Genomic DNA, 17,997 nt, shown 5'->3' on the forward strand with positions numbered 1-17,997 from the left:
CTATGATTTAACGTGGGTGTCCTGATTATTTTGTGCTGCTTTAGATTTTAACAAGACACCCATGAATGCGCGGTTATAGGTGTTTTAATTTCCTATGATTTAACGTGGGTGTCCTGATTATTCCTGATTATTCCTTCCTCATTATTCCTTTGATAGTTCCTATCCAAAAACATGATTCGTGGACGTTTCGTCTAACCCCATCTACGTTTTGCTTTACGAACTCAGTAAAAACCTCAGAACAATAATTCTTGTAGATATTGATCCCCCATGGATTCACTTTTGATTGTGGTCTGCCATTGGCTGGAGCCATACCTTCTGGCGCTCAGGTTATCTGGTCAACTTAAGGGATATTGCACTTTTTGGAAACGGCTGAAAAATTTGCCGGAGTATAAACCCCACCAAAACTGTACAAAAAATGAGCTATTTGGACGATATGAACTACACTATTCCAAATAAGGAGATGATTTTTATCTACTTATATTACGGTTGAAGTCTATCCGTATCCAATAGTTAAGAAATATAACAGGGAGAAGTTATGAAATTTATTCAATATATACAGTTATTTCCATACGCGCTGCTATTACTTGGGCTGTCAGCGTGCACTCTAAACGTCGACGTATCAGAAGATGACGATCCAATTTCGGGTTCTAGTATTTATGAATTATTTGTCATTCAACCAGATATGGATGACGCGTTCAATATACTATTTGTTCCCGATGCATCCTATGGTGATCTAGCTGAATTGGCCAATCGTCAAGCCTTTGTAGATGACCTAACCAATGCGATTGAAAATAGCTACTGGCAAAACCAAGCGTATTATTTCAATCTAGGGCGCTTCAATTATTATTACACTCTCGAATCTGGAAGTGTCGTAGAAAACGAGCCTGATGAAGAAGGGAATTTTCGTTGTCCTTCAGTGACATGGCCTAGCTCTATTAGTTCAGACGGCGCTTTTGCCGATGCGACTATATTGATACACAGCAATAACTTACGCGATTGTGCTAACCCAGCATCCGGCCTCGCTACTGCAGAGCCGACAAGCTATGGAACTATTGTTCATGAAACTTCACACGCAGTGTTTGCCCTGCCCGACGAATATTGCTGTGATTCAAACTACAGTACTAACGTACCTATTCTGTATGCAACTGAGACTGCATGTGAAAATGATCCAATCAACGCGGCTTGGAGAAACTGTACAAGTTTCGTTTCAGATAGAGATGGAAACGACTGGTGGCGTTCAGAAGGCAATATCACGACCAATGCAATTATGTTATCAGGGGGAAATACAGTTTGGGAATTTGGTCCAGCTGACTGGGTGATCATGGAAGCGGCTTATCTTTCGTTTCCACATGCTAGCTCAAGTTCAACAGGCCCCCCCGCAATCTTTGCACCAAATAATTGGAATCGTCCCTAATAAAGGAATATAACATGAGATATCTATTACTGATTTTAACGGCTTTATTGAGTACCTCGCCATTAGCGCAAACGAATAGCCAGATGCCAATCGAAACACCTAAATTTGAACCCGCAAAACAGCATAAACCGATGGCAAAGCCTGCAAATTACCAACGCATAGCGATTTTAAATATCAACTTAAAATATGACAAAGGTGAAGCGGTCAATGCAGAACTAGTGCGTTCACGAATTATCAAATCCGTTGCTCCCAAAGTCTTTACGCGACAGATGGGAGACTGGCAGGTGATCATTGACAACAACCCGAAAAATACATTTTTTGTTAATGACCCAGGTTATTTAGAAGTAGAAAACGATGATCAAAGCGAAGTTCCTTATCATTATGTCTCTCTGGGCGTTGATGTGGCTTGGGATCTAGTAATCCCCCTTTATAAAGATGGCCAAACAATCGATGCTTCGACGATTACCATAAAACGGGTGAAAGACGGAAAACAAATTTTCGAAACGAAAATTTAGCCTCACCATATAGGCCAGACTGCGCTGGCCTATTTTCAAATAGTTGGAAAGTGAAAATCCGCTGCTAGAAGTGACCTTTCCAAGCATTTTTATAATCACCAAACTGTAGAGTTAAACCTGCCCCGCCGTTAACTTATATGCCTTGTAAAATCCAAGATTTGTGCAATTAACATTCATAGATGATGGTATCGAGTGAGGGAATTACTGTGAGACGCGGACCACCAAAACCATAGGCAGAAAAAGCAAAAGGGTACAGCCTTTACATTTCCAGGTGTCCACCGATATCCATACCCCCTATTACTTTCACCGTTATCTGGTGAAGTATCAACCACATGTCTCGTTGTTGTTTGGCGAACACAATTCTCACTTACAATACTTTTCCACTTGCTATTGCGCAACATCATAAGTCCAACCCGCGCTAGATCATGAGCTGAGAGATAAAGCCATCCCAAGCGGTCGACTTCTTTATCTGGCATAATATTCCAATGATAAGACGCGATACCAATAGGTCCGAATAGCTTTTCCGCGGCCCATTTACACAATCTTTTTCCCGTTGCTACGCCAAAGATTTTACCTAGAAGAGCGCTTGCCCCATTGTTATACTCAAACAACTTTCCAGGTTCCATTTCCATTGGCTAGCTGAGCACAAATTGGCTCCAGATATCGGCATTTTCAAAGTCATACGCGGAACTTCCACTGTAGTTATTTAATGAGTCTGTCCACTAAGTTAGCACGGCAAAACACCATAGAAGAAACCAATTTTTTGATTTTAGTGCTTACGCGAGAACGAGGCTTTAGCCTCAAATTAATATGACTGTACATAACAAGTTTTTTTCAACGAACCTGACCCCGCAGCTCTTCATAGTCTCGTTTGTGACGGTCCATGTAATTCTGTGTAATTCGTTGCAAGCTACTTGCAATCTTTATTGTTGTATCAGGAGACACGCCGATCGTAGCAATATAGAAAATCAGCTTTATCCCCACTTGGTAGTCTTTCAATCTATTCGTTTTTTTTGAGAGACGCTGGCAATACAATCGTTTGGAAGGCGTAACTGGCTTTCCAATACTCGGCGACAGGGTCCCACCCCTGAAACACAGCAACGATGTCGTATTCAGGGAACACCATGATCCGCTGTCCCCCAAGTCCATACCCTCCGAAAACCGTTGTGCTTCCGTTTGTTTGATTGGGTATCCACCATTGATAGCCGTATTCAGTGGAATTATCGCTCGCCTTGCTCGAGGCATCCGCATTATAAGGTGTTACAGAACTGCGAACCCATTCTTCAGATATGACTCTCTCGCCGTCCCATAACCCATTTCGCAAGTAGAGATAGCCAATCCGCGCCATGTCATGTGCTGTCAGGTAAAGTCCACCTTCAGTATCGACCTCGTTATCGGGCGTGATTTTCCAATGAAACTTATCGATACCAATTGGGCTGAAGAGCTTTTCCTTCGCCCAAGCGTCGACGCGTTGACCAGTCGCTTCGTGCAGGATTTTTCCAAGAAGAACGCTCACGCCATCATTATATTGGAAGACTGTGCCGGGCTCTGCATACATAGGTTGGTCAAGGATGAACTGGATCCAATTCTCGGAGTTTTCAAGGGCGTAAGTACTGTCGGTTTCAGAGCCGAAACCATTCTCATCATCCCACGCGATACCGCTACGCATGGTCAGGAGATCACCAATCGTAATTCGCGCTTTGCGCGGGTCAGACTTATCAAATTCATAGTCATTTAAGAAGGACAATGCCAATGTATCGGTTCCTTCGATAAATCCTTCGTCGACAGCGATACCAAATGCAGCGGAATTAATGCTTTTCGTGACTGACTGGACAGTATGCAGATCGGTTCCCTGATAATAAGGGTGCAGTTCAGGATTATCGTAATTATAGATTGGATTGCTAAAGTTTGGCGTTAATCGCTCATCTGGATCAAGGCTAGACGCCAACGCGGCATAGTCCCTCTCGATCTTTTTTTCGGCGACGATACGGCCGTGTCGTATGAGAAGAAAATGATCAACCCGGCCGTATTTTCCGGCTACCAGATCTTCGATGAACTGATTAACGGGCTCGGGATTGAAACCTTCCGCTGCGAGGGAAGAGTATTCCCATTCTTCCTGCGGCCATGAAATATCTGGAACGTTTTCGGAAGTGCTAACTGGGGAGACGTCTTCGTTTTTAGAAGCAACGCAAGCCACCGTCAAAAACGCCAAGCCACCAATGGTCAACAAACGTATTCTTTTAAAGGCATTTTTCGAAAAGTGTGTCTTCACGGTGTATCCCCTTTTTTAAGATTAAGAGTAGTTGACAACACTATTCTATGCAACAGGTGCTACTTTTTGAGCTTTGTGCTTGCTGGCTTGTTTGCTGTGCAGGTTTAAATTGAGTGAAATATTGTTTCGTGACTAAAAATTTGCGCGACCAGAGCGGATAAAACGTCTGCTTTGGACTCAAATTAAGATGACTGTCCATATAAGTTGTGTTCAACGGATCTGACCTCGCAGACCACAAAAAGCCCATCAAACACAGCGGAATACGCAATGATAATATGGGCTATCTGGTAGACTAATTTGTCGCTTCCTTGCCAGTGACATTGCTCACTCCTTGAATTACGCAGACTAAAGCATAGGTGATTCTATTTTTCTCATAGTCTAGTTTGTGGCTGTCCATGTTAAATGTTGTAAGAAATTGACGACTATCCCTTTACCAGCTTAGTTAAAAACAGCTGCCTGCAAGCCGCGAGAGTCAAGCAAACAACCGCATTCGCGATGTATCGTATACTCACACCTTAAGACTGTGCCCTTATTCATTTGGATTACAAGCATGTAACCTAACAGCGAAATTAGCCGTAGAAAGTTTGGTAGTGTCATGACCTAGATGGATAGGCAGATAAGTTGAGATATAACAGATTCTTTAGATTCGCAGGTCATTCCATTAAACTGAAACCGCAATTAAATAGGCTTTCAGGCTAGGGCTGACTACTTTTAAAAATCTGGTGATAATCCAAAATTTGTTCATAAAGAATAATCAAGACTCCATCATTAGCAAACCAGCAATTGAATCAAGCAATTGATTTCATTCGGTCTTGCAATGGGTGTCTTGATTATTTTGATTATTATTCGTTGATTACTTGGACTTTGATAATGTGTGTTTAATTCTTTAAATACTTTGATTTAATCTTACTGGTAGCTAACAGCCCGCTTTCACCGTCAGGACTAACCTTCACTACCGTAAGCAACATACGCTGCTGCTGATCAACTAAACACATTACCCGCGCCAGATGAACCTCATCTAACCGAAGTACCATTCTAACGCTAGCCCGAAGTCCGTCGAACCATAAGCGACGACTGGTGTCTCGTTGCCACTCTACTCGTTTTCGTACCGAAACAATTGCATCTACACCGTAAGTATCAACTGCCGCCTGCCTGCACAGTTGCAAAGCTGACAATTTTAATTCTGTTTGACTCATCCTGTCGCTGGCTCGAACAGTTATAGCTGTAAGCAAGATTATTGCTACCAAACTGAATTTGATTAATTTTTTCATATCGCCTCCTAGGCACCTTAAAGGTTTCATTTTGGAACCTTAATATAAGGTTGCAAAATAGAACCTGTCAAGTAAAATATATGAATAATTTATTTATTGGGTTAACACTTTTATGCGTTGGGACGACATCAACACTCAAACTTGTTCTATTGCCAAAGCGTCTTCAGTGTTTGGCGATCGTTGGACCTTATTGATTGTCCGTCAGCTTTTCCTGGGACTAAGACGCTTTTCCGATATCCAGAAATCATTGGGCATCACTAAACATCGCCTCAGCGATAGGCTGAGCAGATTAATAGAAGAAGACTTGGTGTATAAACATCTGTACGACGAGAATTACAATCGTTTTGAATATCGCCTAACTGAAAAAGGTCTAGATCTATATCCTGTGTTGATCACCCTCTCGCAATGGGGTGACAAATGGATGTGTGATGCTGACGGTGTTCCTGTGGAATATGTACACACCGAATGTGGCCAAGTGGCAAACCCAAAATTGAGCTGTTCCTGCTGTGGGAAGCCATTAAACCTAGGTAACTTAACATTACGAGTAGGCCCTGGGGTCACAGCAAAATGTGCCCGCGGGGATATCAACGACAAGGACAAAATGCTGTATGGGAGAATGATGTCAGCTACAGATAGCTCGGAATAACAATGTTCAAAGGAATGAAGTTTAAATTTGTAAATGACAAAATTTTTGCGATATTCTCATCCTTTGCAAATGGGCAATTGAATCAAACAAATAATGTCATTCGATCTTGCAATATGTGCCTTGATAATCCTGTTTATGAATAAACATATACCAAACTGGAAAAAGCGCAGAGACTTACTTAATAGCCGGCCTCTGGCATATGAAGATTTGAGTTATTAAGGTTTATTCTTCTAGCTACGCTATTGTATTTTCTATTAGATTAGTAAAATCTTCGTTTCTAATACTAAAACATGAGCAATTTGTGCCAATAAGTTTTGATATGTCGGCAATACAGTGGAATCTTTTTTATTGTGAAAGCCATTAGATAAAATGGAAAAAATCAATACTCTATATGAAGGATTTAGGGTATCAACCGAGTTAAAATGCACAGGTACCTTTTATCATTAATACAAATTTAGGCATGTGTAACCTTATGCCTAAATAATCACCAAATGAGTCAATAGATAGCTTTGCAGAATATTCGGAAACAACCGACCTAAATAACTCTAGGAAGCATTTAATTGGACAGCCATGTTAATACCGCAAAAGCCATCATGATTACCCTCCCTCACAGCTAAGCAATCTTCTCAACATAGTTGACTTATTAAGTGTCTGAAAAAGACGTGCAGGCAAGGCAACCTTTTAACGTAGAGTTACAATGTTCGCACTAATGAAATTGGCATTAGAATCGAATAAACACAGCCCACAAGAACGAAACTTTGGACTCAAATTAAGATGACTGTCCATATAAGTTGTGTTCAACGGATCTGACCTCGCAGACCACAAAAAGCCCATCGAACACAGCGGGATACGCAATGATAATATGGGGTATCGGATAGGTTAATTTGTCGCTTCCTTGCCAGAGGCATCATTCACGCCTTGAATTACGCAGACTAAAGCATAGGTGATTCTATTTTCCTAAGAGTTTAGTTTGTGGCTGTCCATGTTAATTCGGTTCATGTTAATTACGGCGCTTAATATCCTCTAGTTACTGTCTAAGGTTTTATAGTTCGCTGCCTAGTTGATATTTATAACTCAGTCTTTTCTCGCCGCTTACGATTGATAGACTCTTTCTATTTAACTATTTTAAATCCCACGCTTTACGAAATTGACTTAATAATTACGTTGTTTAGGCCCAAAATTTATACTAACCTTAGTGTTCATTTTTTGTTCAACAAGGAAGTATAATGAGCCTCCCTTCTAATGATGCGTCCTATTATAGTTATAAGTGGGTCGGTGCAATGCCAACAGATCCCATTGAAAGTCACGTATATAACAAAGAACTTACAGTAGTTTCCGACGATCAATTAACTCGTAAACATATTGCCAACTTCAAACTCACACCAATAGTATTGTTTGATCTGAAATGCCAGCTTTGGCGCTTTACTCCTTTAATCGCTCCAGGACAATTAGGGTCACCTATAAAAGTATTTACCTGTGAAACCGACGGCACAAGAGTAGTTCCTGGCCAACCTTCAGCAACCGGAGAGGCTATGAATAATGGCAATCCAACTGCCGGTGACCAAATAGAAATTCTGTGGGGAGTTCAGGAAAAAACTGGAAGACGCGGCGAAGATCTTCCGAATTGGTTTCATTTAACGAGGCCTTTTATCGAAAAAATTGACGTCTCAATGCAGTTCAAGGACAGTGATAAAGCTAGACTAGTAACTCACGCCCCATTGACCGATACTCAAAGGGGAAGTACGTCAACATCTAGCTCTGTTAGCTATTCGTTTAACCTAGGAATGTTTGGTACAGATGCTACCGCCGGTGGTGCAATATCCGCAGATTATTCGCATAGTAACTCCATGGAATTAACCGACTACATGGTGCGCTCAGATTCAAATGAATTTGCCACCAAACACAGTATTCGAATGTCTATGTTAAGTGGGGGAATAGAGTACGACGATTATACTAGTGCTCCGGTAAATGCAAAACTACCTCAGCGCGCAACCTCCGATATGCCGCTAGCATGTCAAGGGATTTGGGAGTTACCAGATATTTCAGATGAACTTGAATTTGTAGTAACCATTGAAGTCACTATTGCCACTTTATTCAGTCGCGATCTGACTCCGATGATGAACCAACAATTCTATATTACCGACCCCGGTGCGCCAGTGTTTTTGCCAGCAGATATATTTGGACCGAACGCGCCGGCTCGTGATCTTAATGGAAAACAAAAAATTAAGTATCCTCCGCTGCGTGAAGCTGACAAACACTATACTCAATCTACATTTAAATGGGAGCGAACAATAAAAGTACCCTTAGCTAAAGCAGATACAAAAATTCCAACTAGGGAGCGTTAGATATGGCAATACCATTTGAAGAAGCGGAACAAATGTTAATTCAAGCAGGATTTAAATTTATGTATGAAGACCCTGCAACTCCCGCTATCGGAACAATTCGCACAGAGCGATCTGGCTCTTACCGTTACGTAATCTATATTGAATATAATGATGGTACGTATAGTCCCCCATTAGAAACAGAAGCTGGCAGGTATAATGGTCCGCTTGCAGACGAACCTATCGCTAATTATGTTTTTTCGAATGAGAACTTATATCGTTGGGTTGAAGAAAATAAAATTCGTGTTGATTCGGAATTTGAAGAACAACATAAACGTCCTTGGCTTCGTGGTGAACGAAAAACTGACGCCGAATTGGCCGCAGAACGGGAGCGGGCGCGTGAGAGACAACGTGAAACCGAACGCCAGTTGGAAAGAGAACGTGAGCGACAAAGGCAGCAAGAGCGAGACCGTGAAAGAGAAAGACGAGAGCACGGCAAAAAATAGTACAATTTTAATATAATTATTTTTTACTTGGATTTATGAAAGATGAAATCAATTTACTAAAGAAGCATGGGTGCATGGATACCCTTGAGCAGTGATTAACTCAACACATTCTAGTTTATATTCGGCTGAGTACTTCTTGATTTTTGCGTAGTTGGTTTTAGGTATCATGCCTCCAACAAAGTGTCTTGAAAAATTAGACCATTACAGCATTGCCTGGGAGTCAGTTAACATTTTCTCAGGATGGCGAGCAACTTGAGTTATCACTACAAATTGCATTGGAAGACTTGATTATTGCTGATCCTGGATTTAAAACACTCATGGGGGAAGCTAATGGACACAAGCTTTCTGGAAAGAACTTTGATCACCTTGCGGCGTATTTTGAAAAGCATATTAAGCTCGCACATCAATCCAGTGATCTGCCACTGACGTTATCTAGCGCATCATTGAAGGAAGAGATGCAAGACCACCTAGGCACTTATGTTTTGTTGGTCTCTCAATTAATGGTGGATATACCTAACGGTGCAAGTGTTTTTCCGATGATGCTAACCTATGATGCAGTCATGCATGAGGTGCGTAATCACCGAGCGACTGTCTTTTGGCAACAACACGGCGAGGCGAATAAACGAATTGCTAACTTTGGTTTTAAGCCCGTTGGCGGCAAGCAACAGGGAAAGTTATTAGAATAAAGAGGGCAAATGTCCCCTTTTTTGCATTTAAACTAGTTTTCTTCAATTCGATAGTTTTCCTTCACTGAAACTATTTTGTATTTAGATGTCGTTCGACTTAAAGTCTTCCAGATCGGCTCCAGATAAAAGTATCGTTGTTCTCCTTCAGGGCAATTATTTTTATTACCGATCATTGCTGTAACATCTATTAATTTACACTAACCCCATTATTTCCCTATTATTTCCCTATTATTTTTAGAGATTAAAAAACGTGCAATTTTAGTATGAAATATCTTCAAAATGGTCAATACTTAGCTAATTGATTACTAACAATATAAAGCGCTTAAATGGAACCCATCTCGTTAATTGCTGGAGCATTAGCTGCTGGTGCAGCTGCAGGCTTAAAAGATACTAGTCAAAAAGCCGTCGTTGATGGCTATAAAGCTCTTAAGGCGCTTGTTATTAAGCATTGGACGAATTCGGACGTGGGTGACAAAACATCGAATCAGATGGAAGCTCAGGTATTGCTTGATAATCTGCAGCAAGATCCACAGGTTTTTCAACCCATTGTTGAACAAAAATTAGCCTTAGCATTACCGCAGCCGCCGCCAGAATTATTAGCAAAAGCAACACAATTAAAGTCACTTATCGAGCAAGGTGGAAGTCGCAATGACGTTACTTTAAATGATGCTAAAGGGGTTCAGATAGGCGACAAAAATACCCAAAATAATCAATTTTAAAGGGAAAGAAATCTATGGACGGGAAGCCACCTAAGACACTTATCACCGACGCTAGAGGGGTTCAAGTTGGTGATGGAAATGTACAGCACAATCATTATTATGCAGCGCCCGCTGCGCCTAATTTAGTTTTTTCTTACAAACCTGAAATTGATCTCGAGTTAGCCATTGCTTACTACGATAGAGTGAGCATTTTTCCTACCTTGGCGGCTGAATTTTCGCAACATAAAGTCTCAACAATTTTTATTTTGGGAGGAAAACAAGACTGGCATAACGGGTTATGGAGTCGGCTGAAAAATCATTTGGATTTTCGACTGAATGAAACCGCAAGTTATGCCAGTGTCAGTTGGCCGCAAGAACAACATTTCGAGCGGCGCACGCGTTTTAGTTGTTGGGACCAAACGATAAAGGGGTTTAGCCAACCGTCTAATGGCACGCTTCAGCAAATACAAGAAGACATTACATCACACCTGCTTTGTCTTTCTATCAAACAAGCGCATTTTCGAGCCGTAGTAAGGTATGACATTTCTGCTTTGAATTGGAATACCACCAATTTGAATCATCTTGAATCTCTAGTAAATGACTGGGAAACCATTCATCAAAACCTGCGTAAATACAGCCCCAACCCAGTTTCTATCGGCTTAGTATTTTGTGTTGTTGAAGAGCCAAGGAGTTTATTTGCAAAAGTATTACGCTTCTGTAAAAAAGACCTGAATTCACCGACAGAGCAGGAATACGAGACCTATAAACGTTTATCGACAAAGTATCCAGATGCTTTCTTTGGCGCATTACAGCGGGTTACCGCCGATGAAATAGATGAATGGATAGAAGCGCTGCAGTTTGGTCTTACAGAAGAAAAACGAAATGGTGATTGGTGGCAGAACTTGAAAGTCTCTATGCGCAGACAATTGGAACAGTATAAACATTCAGTTGAACACCGAAAATTGCGTGATGATTTGATTAGTTGTGAACAATTTAAACAAGCTTGGAGGGGCGAAATTGACTAAATCAAGATTTTTTGACGGCACCTTAGATGAACCGCAAAACAATTATCTTAATCTGCCGGTTATTGATCAGAATGCGATGACGCGCCCACAGGATTACCTAGCCAGTAACGAACTCTCGGCTGCCGTAAACGTGGCACTAACATTAGGTATGCCTCTTTTGCTGACTGGCGAACCTGGTTGCGGTAAGAGTGAGCTCGCAAGACGTATCGCCTGGGAGCTAGGATTTCCCAGTTATAATAAAGACGGAAATGCAGAGGTGTTAAAGTATGCGGTGAAGTCAAATACAGAAGCTAGAGATTTATTTTACAATTACGATACGGTCGGTCGTTTTCATGCTTCGCAAGCAAGCCAAAGTCCCAACCAAGAATTAGTCAGTGCAAATCAATTTATCCGTTATCAAGCGTTGGGTTTGGCAATTTTACGAGCGAAAGGCAAACAAGGTGACTTTCCAAGCGGTTTGTTAACGGATAGTCAGTTAGCGAGCTTACCAGAAACGGCACATCGTTCGGTTGTATTGATTGACGAAATTGACAAAGCGCCTCGTGATGTTCCTAACGATATTTTAAATGAAATCGAGCATTTAGAATTTGCTATTCCCGAGTTAGGGGGCGTGCGTGTGGCTATCGAGGGGAATGAGATTGCGCATAAACCCGTGGTAATTATAACCAGTAACTCAGAGCGTGATCTTCCCAGCGCGTTTTTACGCCGATGTGTATATTTTCATCTACCTTTTCCGCCATTTAGCACGGAGGATGACACTCAAGTAACGGTGCAAAGTATTGTGACTAGTCGATTAGGCAAAAGGTTTGCTGATTTGCCGATTTTGCAGCGTGATGCGATCAGTCTATGCCAATTTTTGAGGTTAGAGCAACAAGGGTTATATAAGCAGCCGGGTATAGCAGAGATATTAAATTGGCTGAGCTACATTTCTCAGCACGCTTTGTCACAAGCTACTAGTGGCAAGTTTCCAAGCACTGCTGGGTTGTCTGAAGTGGATTACCAGACTTGTATTTTGGGCTTTAAAACGACTTTACTTAAAACTCGTGAAGATCAATCTCGTGCAGATTCGTTGTTTCAAGCTTGGATAAGCACATCCAGTGAATCAACTAAATAGCGCAAAGCTGCAATGCCAGTATTTATATCAGCATTTTGCTGAGCTGCAGAATCTACTCACTGCCAAAGGAATAGTTATTGGCCCAGACCGTTGGTTAGCCGCTAACGACCTGTTACTTCATTTACAGCACAAAAATCACCCACCCGTATCTGCAAACGAACTTAGAAATTTACTTGGCCCGCTATTTTGCCGGTCTGAGCAAGAGCAAAATTTATTTAAAGAGTTGTTTGATATTTGGGCTTTAGAAAAACAGGCCGATTTAGATAAATTGGAAGTTGTACTTCCTGATTCAATTACCTTAACGAGTCCAGACCCTAAACCTTTTTATAGTAAAATCAGCTTTTGGACAGTCATATTTATTTCCTGCGTCATAATATTACTCAACCTTGAAGAACCCCCACCACCACCACCCGGTTCAGATGTGACGATTCGAACTACAGCGCCTGACGTTATTGAAGACCTCAGTCCAGAACAGCAACCCTGCGAAAATAGCCCAGATGGATGCGCAACTGTTGAGCAGTCTACTACTTCCGCGACCATTACCCCCGAAATTGTCAAGCCTGCTAGCTTTAGATACACACCTGAACCGATACGCTTAAACCCAGAAGAACTTTACGATATTTCGCGATGGCAATATGTGGTAACTACTGTGCCACTTTTACTATGGTTAGTAATTCGTATCTATACCAGAGTGAATCGACGTTATGTGCTTCGTCAAGAAAACAATCAGCGCGGTAACCCGTTGGTTTACTTGAAACTTAAGACTACCGAATCTATGCCATTTGCATTAGCTGATTTTAGTAGCTTGCTGCGTTTAAGTATTTTGCGTTCCACTCGCAAATTGGATGCAGATAAAACGATTATTGCTACCATTCGTAATGCTGGGTTATTTAAACCAACGCTTCAACAACGTTATGTTCAACCAGAATACCTCGTCTTGATTGATCGCTCTCACATCAATGACCAATGCGCTGCATTGGCCGATTCATTGTTAGTGAGGCTCCAACTAGAGCATCTACACATTCGTGCATTTCACTTTCAAGGTGATCCCAGTTGGTGTTTTGAAAAAGATACGTCTCATGCTATTTCATTGCAGTCATTGGCGCACAAGTATCCAGATAGTCGATTAATTGTGATAAGCAGTGGACACAAGCTAGTAAATCGTCTATCCGGTGAGCTGGCTAAATGGGTTTCGCTTTTTAAAGCTTGGAAACAACGGGTATGGCTAACTAACCAACCACAACCTTGGGGTTATGCACTTAGTCAAATTGCATTCAGCGGCTTCGCCGTTGCCCCACTGGAAACCGCAGGAGTCAAAGCATCAGCGCAGTGGTTTAGCAAGTTACAAACAGACAATCCCAATAAATCAGGTGTTTGGTATTCCGGTTATTTACAACAGAAATTCCCAGTGCAATTGAAGGATGCAAGCTTCTGGCTAGAAAATGACGCTGAAAAAGCACACAAAAAAAGACTACCTAAACTGCTCGAACAATTGCGGGAATACCTTCATGAGGATGGAATGCTTTTGTTGGGTTGCGTTGCAGCTTACCCGGAAATAAATGGCAATCTAAGTATTGCTCTTGAACAAAAGTTATTTCCCGACGCGCATCCAATCGAGCGAGAGCAACGCTTGCTAAAGCTAAGTGCTCTGCCTTGGAGTCAGCAAGGTCAAATGCCGACATACGTCAGGGCAGTTTTGCTCGACGAGTTGAGTAAAGACGAATTTCAACGTATAGGTTACATTTATCGCAACTTATTTGAGCTTGCAAGTACTCCTGAGCATGGTTTGGGAATTCAGGTTCCAGGAGACGTCAATACTTCTGACTCACCAAAACCGTTTAAAAGCCATTCATACCCAACTTCCGATCCGCTGATGATTAAAGCGCTAAGAGGATGGCGTAGTCGTTTGGATTTTATTTTACCTAATAAACTAGCTCGTAAATTTGGCCAAATAACCCAGTCTTCATGCTTTGGCTACGTGTCCTTTTCATCAGTTTTGCTTGTTAGTTTGTTTTTGTGGTTTAGCTGGCCTTATTACCTGTCGTATCAAGAGCAACAACGAATCAATGATAAATACACGGACAACATTCAGACCGGCATCATAATTGAAACTGACCCCACAAATATGCAGTTTTCTGAAGCGCTAAATCGTAATCTGGAACGATGGGGCTTTAAGTTTTATAAAACAAATATTGATGAGCAACCTTTTATTGGAAAAGGGCAGATTATCACTGATGACTTAGCGGTTGCAGAACAGATCCAGGCGCGTATTGATTATCTAACCAATGATCAACTGAAGTTGCAATTCGTGTTAGTGAACGCAAAACAAACTAAGCTACCGATTGAGATGCAGGATGATGCTTCGAATTTAGTTAACAGGGTGGTGCGCATACGCTTACCCACAGAGGTGGCGCAAAACCCACTATTAACTTCTTCTGAACAGTATATTCAAGAATGGTATAGGCAACGTGATTTTGTTTTTAATTTATTGCAAGAAAATCAAGACGACGAAGCCGCATACAACGACATTCTGATTATCGAACTGCTACCTAGGTTAGAACACTTGATTGCTGGAAATTTAAATTGGCTATTGCGAAACAATGCACAAGAACAGCAAGTTACTATTTACGAAACGCTTAAAGCTTACTTAATGCTGCAAAACACGAGTAGGTTTGATGCTGGTTATCTGCGTAGTTGGCTAGCAACAACCTTGCGAAACGAAGGTGTCAATATGCAAATGATCACGTTGTCTTATTTTGATGATCTTTTGAATCTTGAGTTAAAGCAGCAATCACTTGACCAAGCTTTAGTTGCCACTGCGCGTGAAGCATTATTACGCATGCCTTTAGCACAAAGGATTTACTCGCAACTCAAAGCGACAGAAGAGAATCGCAAAGTGTATTCGTTGTATGATTACCTTGTTGCTGAAAAAATAACCCTATTTGAGCTAAATGAAATTGTACAGCGAAAGTTAACAATTCCTATTTTGTTTACCGAGTCGGGGTACAAAAATATTAATTTTAGCGATTTCATTTCACAAGGAAAATCTGAACAGTGGGTGCTGAGCGACGCGGCTGATACGCTTAGTGACGCGGATTTAGCTAAATTAGAGTACGAGATAAAGCAACTATACGCGCAAGAATATATTGCTACATGGCAGTCTATTTTATCTAGTCTACAGATTAAGAACTTTAGTCAATATGCGGATGAATTAAATGCATTGGCCGAATTAAAAAGCCGCCAAAAATCGGATATATTTAAATTACTAAAGCTCGTTTATCGTCACACTCAGTTTTCATCAACTAATTACACTGGTGCTGACTATGACCAAGCTATGCAAGTTCAACAATCCAGCTCCAGTAAACTGCAGTCTGCTTTAAAAGCATTAGAACCACCGAATGTGTTAGCGAATAGCATCGAACAACAATTTTCAGAACTACATGAGCTGTTTGTAAATGAAGCTGCTTACATGATCAACATTGGAGAGCCCATCGCGCGCATAGAAGAAGCTCTTATCCAAATTTATACATCTAATTCGCCAAATAAAGCAGCGTTTACTAATATCAAAGAGGGGTACGACGGTAGAGGCATTTCCTTTTCCGCTTATAATCAATTTCGCGCAAGAAACCTACCTGCGCCGATTGACAAGTGGTTAATCAGTATTACTGATAATGCAACTCGTGATGTTTTTTACCGAGCAAGAATACACATTAACCAGAAGTGGCAAGAAAATGTTCTTGCCGTTTATCGCAAGAATATAGTAAACCATTACCCCTTTAATAAACGTGCAAAACAAGACGTCAGCTATGCTGATCTGGTTGCTTTGTTTGGTCCAAACAGTGCATATCAGAGTTTTGAGAATGAGTATGTAGCTCCGTTTGTAGATAATGTTGATAACAGAGTGGTGAACCGCATTGTTGCAGGCATGAGTATGGACTTTAGTCAGGAATTTTTTGTATCTTATGAAAGATTAAGTAAGTGGTTTGAGTTTTTGACACTAATCGAGAAAGATGGACGTGTTATTATCGACTTTAGACCCGTAACATTAACTTCAAATTCTAAGCAATTCACCTTGGAGTTCAACGGACAACGTTTGACCTATGCACATGGACCACAGCGCCAACAAAAAATTGCGCTTTATTTTCCGTTTTATTCTCAAAACCAAAAAACTGACGATATTCGATATGCTTTTAATTCAATCAGCAAAGAATCCAGTTCCACTAAAAGTTTTGTGGGAGATTGGGCGTGGTTTAGATTTTTGCAAGACAACAAAATGCAGTTCACGCGTTCGAGTGAAATGGTGAGGTTAGTGATTAGCTCTAAAAACGACAAAATCGATCAACAAATGGTATTGGATTTAAACTTTCAAGAAAGCTCTTCTGAATTTATTGTGGGGAAATTATTTGAAAATGTCTCACTACCCCAAAATGTTTTTCAAACTGAGGAGTAATGGGATCAGAGAATATCTTTATGAGGTTTATATGGACAGCCATCTTTTCAGGAAAATACATATAGCAATCGGGTATATTTTTTGAAGGTCCAGTCTGTGGGTGTTCGTGTGATTTCCGTATGATTTAAATACATGACACCATCAAGCTAACTGAAACTTTAGGCGAGCGGCTGATACAATAGGGTCGTAAAAGCGTCCGCTGCGGGGGAAGAAGGTCTATCGCGGTATCGCAGTTGATACAACGGACGAGATAACATTTGATAGTGTCTGGTCGAGATCACTTTTAGTTTATTCAGTTGCACCAAATCCTCAGTAACCACTTGAGGTAGCAAAGCTACCCCTAAACCTTGTGTGACCGCGCGGGCAATCGCCTCGTTACTGCCCAGTTGCATGCTGTCATTCACTGTTATGCCTTGTTTAGCTAATAAGGTAAATGACATTTGCCGAGTACCCGACCCCGGCTCTCGTAGTAGCCATCGCTGCTGACTCAACCAGTTCGCTTTATCGCCTATGGCAGTCAGCGAACCCGGGATCACTATGCTCATTGGGTCATCTTGCCAATGCTGGCTACTAATGTGTGAATCGTTTGCATGCCCTTCGACCAAAGCGAGGTCGATGGTGCAGGCAAGAAGAGCTTGTTCGATTTGCGCTGTGTTAGCGACTTGTACTTCTACTTTAATGTGTGGGTATTGTTGGGTGAATCGCGCTAAATAAGGTGCCAGCCAATAACCCGCTATTGTGGTACTCGCCCCTAACACTAATGTACCTTGTTTCAACCCTGTGCGCGCTCTTACATCTTCAAGTGCAGCTTGCTCTATAGCAAATATGCTTTTTGCATGATTGAACAAGCTCTGGCCGCCTTCGGTTAACGCTAATTTTTTACCTCTGGATGCTCGCGCGATTAACTGCATACCTAACTGATGCTCAAGTTCCTTTAACGCTTTAGAAACAGCAGGTTGACTGATACACAAAGCATCCGCGGCTCGAGAGAAACTGCCCAGTTGAGCAACACGATGGAATACCCTGAGCGCATGTAAATTCATATTAATTAACCTAAAGTTATCAATACATGATTTTAA

General features: G+C 41.4%; 14 protein-coding genes and 1 pseudogene. 10 read left to right on the plus strand and 5 right to left on the minus strand.

Annotated elements, in window-relative coordinates; all coding sequences use genetic code 11:
- The first annotated feature begins 535 nt into the window (after window positions 1-535).
- The gene (locus tag Q4567_RS20825) at window positions 536-1,414 is read left to right on the plus strand and encodes a hypothetical protein (RefSeq protein ID WP_303502178.1); all 879 of its coding nucleotides are present in this window, start codon (window positions 536-538) and stop codon (window positions 1,412-1,414) included.
- A gap of 14 nt (window positions 1,415-1,428) precedes the next feature.
- Complete coding sequence (locus tag Q4567_RS20830) at window positions 1,429-1,929, plus strand: hypothetical protein (protein ID WP_303502180.1); 501 nt, start codon at window positions 1,429-1,431, stop codon at window positions 1,927-1,929.
- A 173-nt stretch (window positions 1,930-2,102) separates the two neighbouring features.
- On the opposite strand, the gene Q4567_RS20835 is transcribed toward Q4567_RS20830, so the two are convergent.
- The 4 genes and pseudogenes from Q4567_RS20835 to Q4567_RS20850 all read right to left on the minus strand — a co-directional run bounded on the left by Q4567_RS20835 (window position 2,103) and on the right by Q4567_RS20850 (window position 5,472).
- Window positions 2,103-2,555, minus strand: coding sequence for a serine hydrolase (locus Q4567_RS20835; RefSeq protein WP_216047173.1), 453 nt, complete (start codon window positions 2,553-2,555; stop codon window positions 2,103-2,105).
- 374 nt (window positions 2,556-2,929) lie between these two features.
- Entirely contained in the window at window positions 2,930-4,201 is a 1,272-nt protein-coding gene (locus tag Q4567_RS20840; protein ID WP_303502183.1) for a serine hydrolase, read from the minus strand.
- Window positions 4,202-4,450: 249 nt separating this feature from the next.
- A pseudogene (locus Q4567_RS20845) lies at window positions 4,451-4,522 on the minus strand (Mobile element protein); the annotation flags it as partial.
- A 557-nt stretch (window positions 4,523-5,079) separates the two neighbouring features.
- Window positions 5,080-5,472, minus strand: a complete 393-nt coding sequence (locus tag Q4567_RS20850; protein ID WP_216047175.1) for a hypothetical protein — start codon at window positions 5,470-5,472, stop codon at window positions 5,080-5,082.
- A 112-nt stretch (window positions 5,473-5,584) separates the two neighbouring features.
- Here Q4567_RS20850 and Q4567_RS20855 point away from each other — a divergent pair, with 112 nt between their 5' ends.
- The 8 genes from Q4567_RS20855 (at window position 5,585) to Q4567_RS20890 (ending at window position 16,918) form a co-directional block, all read left to right on the plus strand.
- Window positions 5,585-6,118 carry a helix-turn-helix domain-containing protein gene (locus Q4567_RS20855; RefSeq protein ID WP_216047176.1) on the plus strand — a complete coding sequence of 178 codons (534 nt, stop codon included), beginning with the start codon at window positions 5,585-5,587 and terminating at the stop codon, window positions 6,116-6,118.
- 1,226 nt (window positions 6,119-7,344) lie between these two features.
- Window positions 7,345-8,463: a hypothetical protein gene (locus tag Q4567_RS20860; RefSeq protein WP_216047177.1), complete on the plus strand. Its 1,119-nt coding sequence runs from the start codon at window positions 7,345-7,347 to the stop codon at window positions 8,461-8,463.
- Between the two features lie 2 nt (window positions 8,464-8,465).
- Complete coding sequence (locus tag Q4567_RS20865) at window positions 8,466-8,945, plus strand: hypothetical protein (protein WP_216047178.1); 480 nt, start codon at window positions 8,466-8,468, stop codon at window positions 8,943-8,945.
- A 209-nt stretch (window positions 8,946-9,154) separates the two neighbouring features.
- Window positions 9,155-9,631: a hypothetical protein gene (locus Q4567_RS20870; RefSeq protein WP_303502185.1), complete on the plus strand. Its 477-nt coding sequence runs from the start codon at window positions 9,155-9,157 to the stop codon at window positions 9,629-9,631.
- Window positions 9,632-9,957: 326 nt separating this feature from the next.
- Window positions 9,958-10,350: a hypothetical protein gene (locus tag Q4567_RS20875; protein WP_303502186.1), complete on the plus strand. Its 393-nt coding sequence runs from the start codon at window positions 9,958-9,960 to the stop codon at window positions 10,348-10,350.
- A 14-nt stretch (window positions 10,351-10,364) separates the two neighbouring features.
- Entirely contained in the window at window positions 10,365-11,354 is a 990-nt protein-coding gene (locus tag Q4567_RS20880) for a hypothetical protein (protein WP_303502189.1), read from the plus strand.
- Complete coding sequence (locus tag Q4567_RS20885; RefSeq protein WP_303502192.1) at window positions 11,347-12,468, plus strand: MoxR family ATPase; 1,122 nt, start codon at window positions 11,347-11,349, stop codon at window positions 12,466-12,468. Before Q4567_RS20880 ends, Q4567_RS20885 begins: the two co-directional genes overlap by 8 nt.
- Window positions 12,452-16,918 (plus strand): ImcF-related family protein, encoded by a 4,467-nt coding sequence (locus Q4567_RS20890; RefSeq protein WP_303502195.1) that lies wholly within the window; start codon window positions 12,452-12,454, stop codon window positions 16,916-16,918. The genes Q4567_RS20885 and Q4567_RS20890 overlap by 17 nt, the downstream gene beginning before the upstream one ends.
- 158 nt (window positions 16,919-17,076) lie before the next feature.
- Here the strand turns inward: Q4567_RS20890 and Q4567_RS20895 are convergent, their stop codons facing one another.
- The gene (locus tag Q4567_RS20895) at window positions 17,077-17,961 is read right to left on the minus strand and encodes a LysR family transcriptional regulator (protein WP_303502198.1); all 885 of its coding nucleotides are present in this window, start codon (window positions 17,959-17,961) and stop codon (window positions 17,077-17,079) included.
- Window positions 17,962-17,997 lie beyond the last annotated feature (36 nt).

The sequence above is a fragment of the Aliiglaciecola sp. 2_MG-2023 genome (assembly GCF_030548145.1).
Classification (GTDB): Bacteria; Pseudomonadota; Gammaproteobacteria; order Enterobacterales; family Alteromonadaceae; genus Aliiglaciecola; species Aliiglaciecola lipolytica_A.

Bases quoted from the DNA above. Each gene is read 5' to 3' on its own strand.
- Q4567_RS20825 (WP_303502178.1), top strand. From the start codon at position 536: ATGAAATTTATTCAATATATACAGTTATTTCCATACGCGCTGCTATTA.
- Q4567_RS20830 (WP_303502180.1), top strand. From the start codon at position 1,429: ATGAGATATCTATTACTGATTTTAACGGCTTTATTGAGTACCTCGCCA.
- Q4567_RS20835 (WP_216047173.1), bottom strand. From the start codon at position 2,555: ATGGAACCTGGAAAGTTGTTTGAGTATAACAATGGGGCAAGCGCTCTT.
- Q4567_RS20850 (WP_216047175.1), bottom strand. From the start codon at position 5,472: ATGAAAAAATTAATCAAATTCAGTTTGGTAGCAATAATCTTGCTTACA.
- Q4567_RS20855 (WP_216047176.1), top strand. From the start codon at position 5,585: ATGCGTTGGGACGACATCAACACTCAAACTTGTTCTATTGCCAAAGCG.
- Q4567_RS20860 (WP_216047177.1), top strand. From the start codon at position 7,345: ATGAGCCTCCCTTCTAATGATGCGTCCTATTATAGTTATAAGTGGGTC.
- Q4567_RS20865 (WP_216047178.1), top strand. From the start codon at position 8,466: ATGGCAATACCATTTGAAGAAGCGGAACAAATGTTAATTCAAGCAGGA.
- Q4567_RS20875 (WP_303502186.1), top strand. From the start codon at position 9,958: ATGGAACCCATCTCGTTAATTGCTGGAGCATTAGCTGCTGGTGCAGCT.
- Q4567_RS20880 (WP_303502189.1), top strand. From the start codon at position 10,365: ATGGACGGGAAGCCACCTAAGACACTTATCACCGACGCTAGAGGGGTT.
- Q4567_RS20895 (WP_303502198.1), bottom strand. From the start codon at position 17,961: ATGAATTTACATGCGCTCAGGGTATTCCATCGTGTTGCTCAACTGGGC.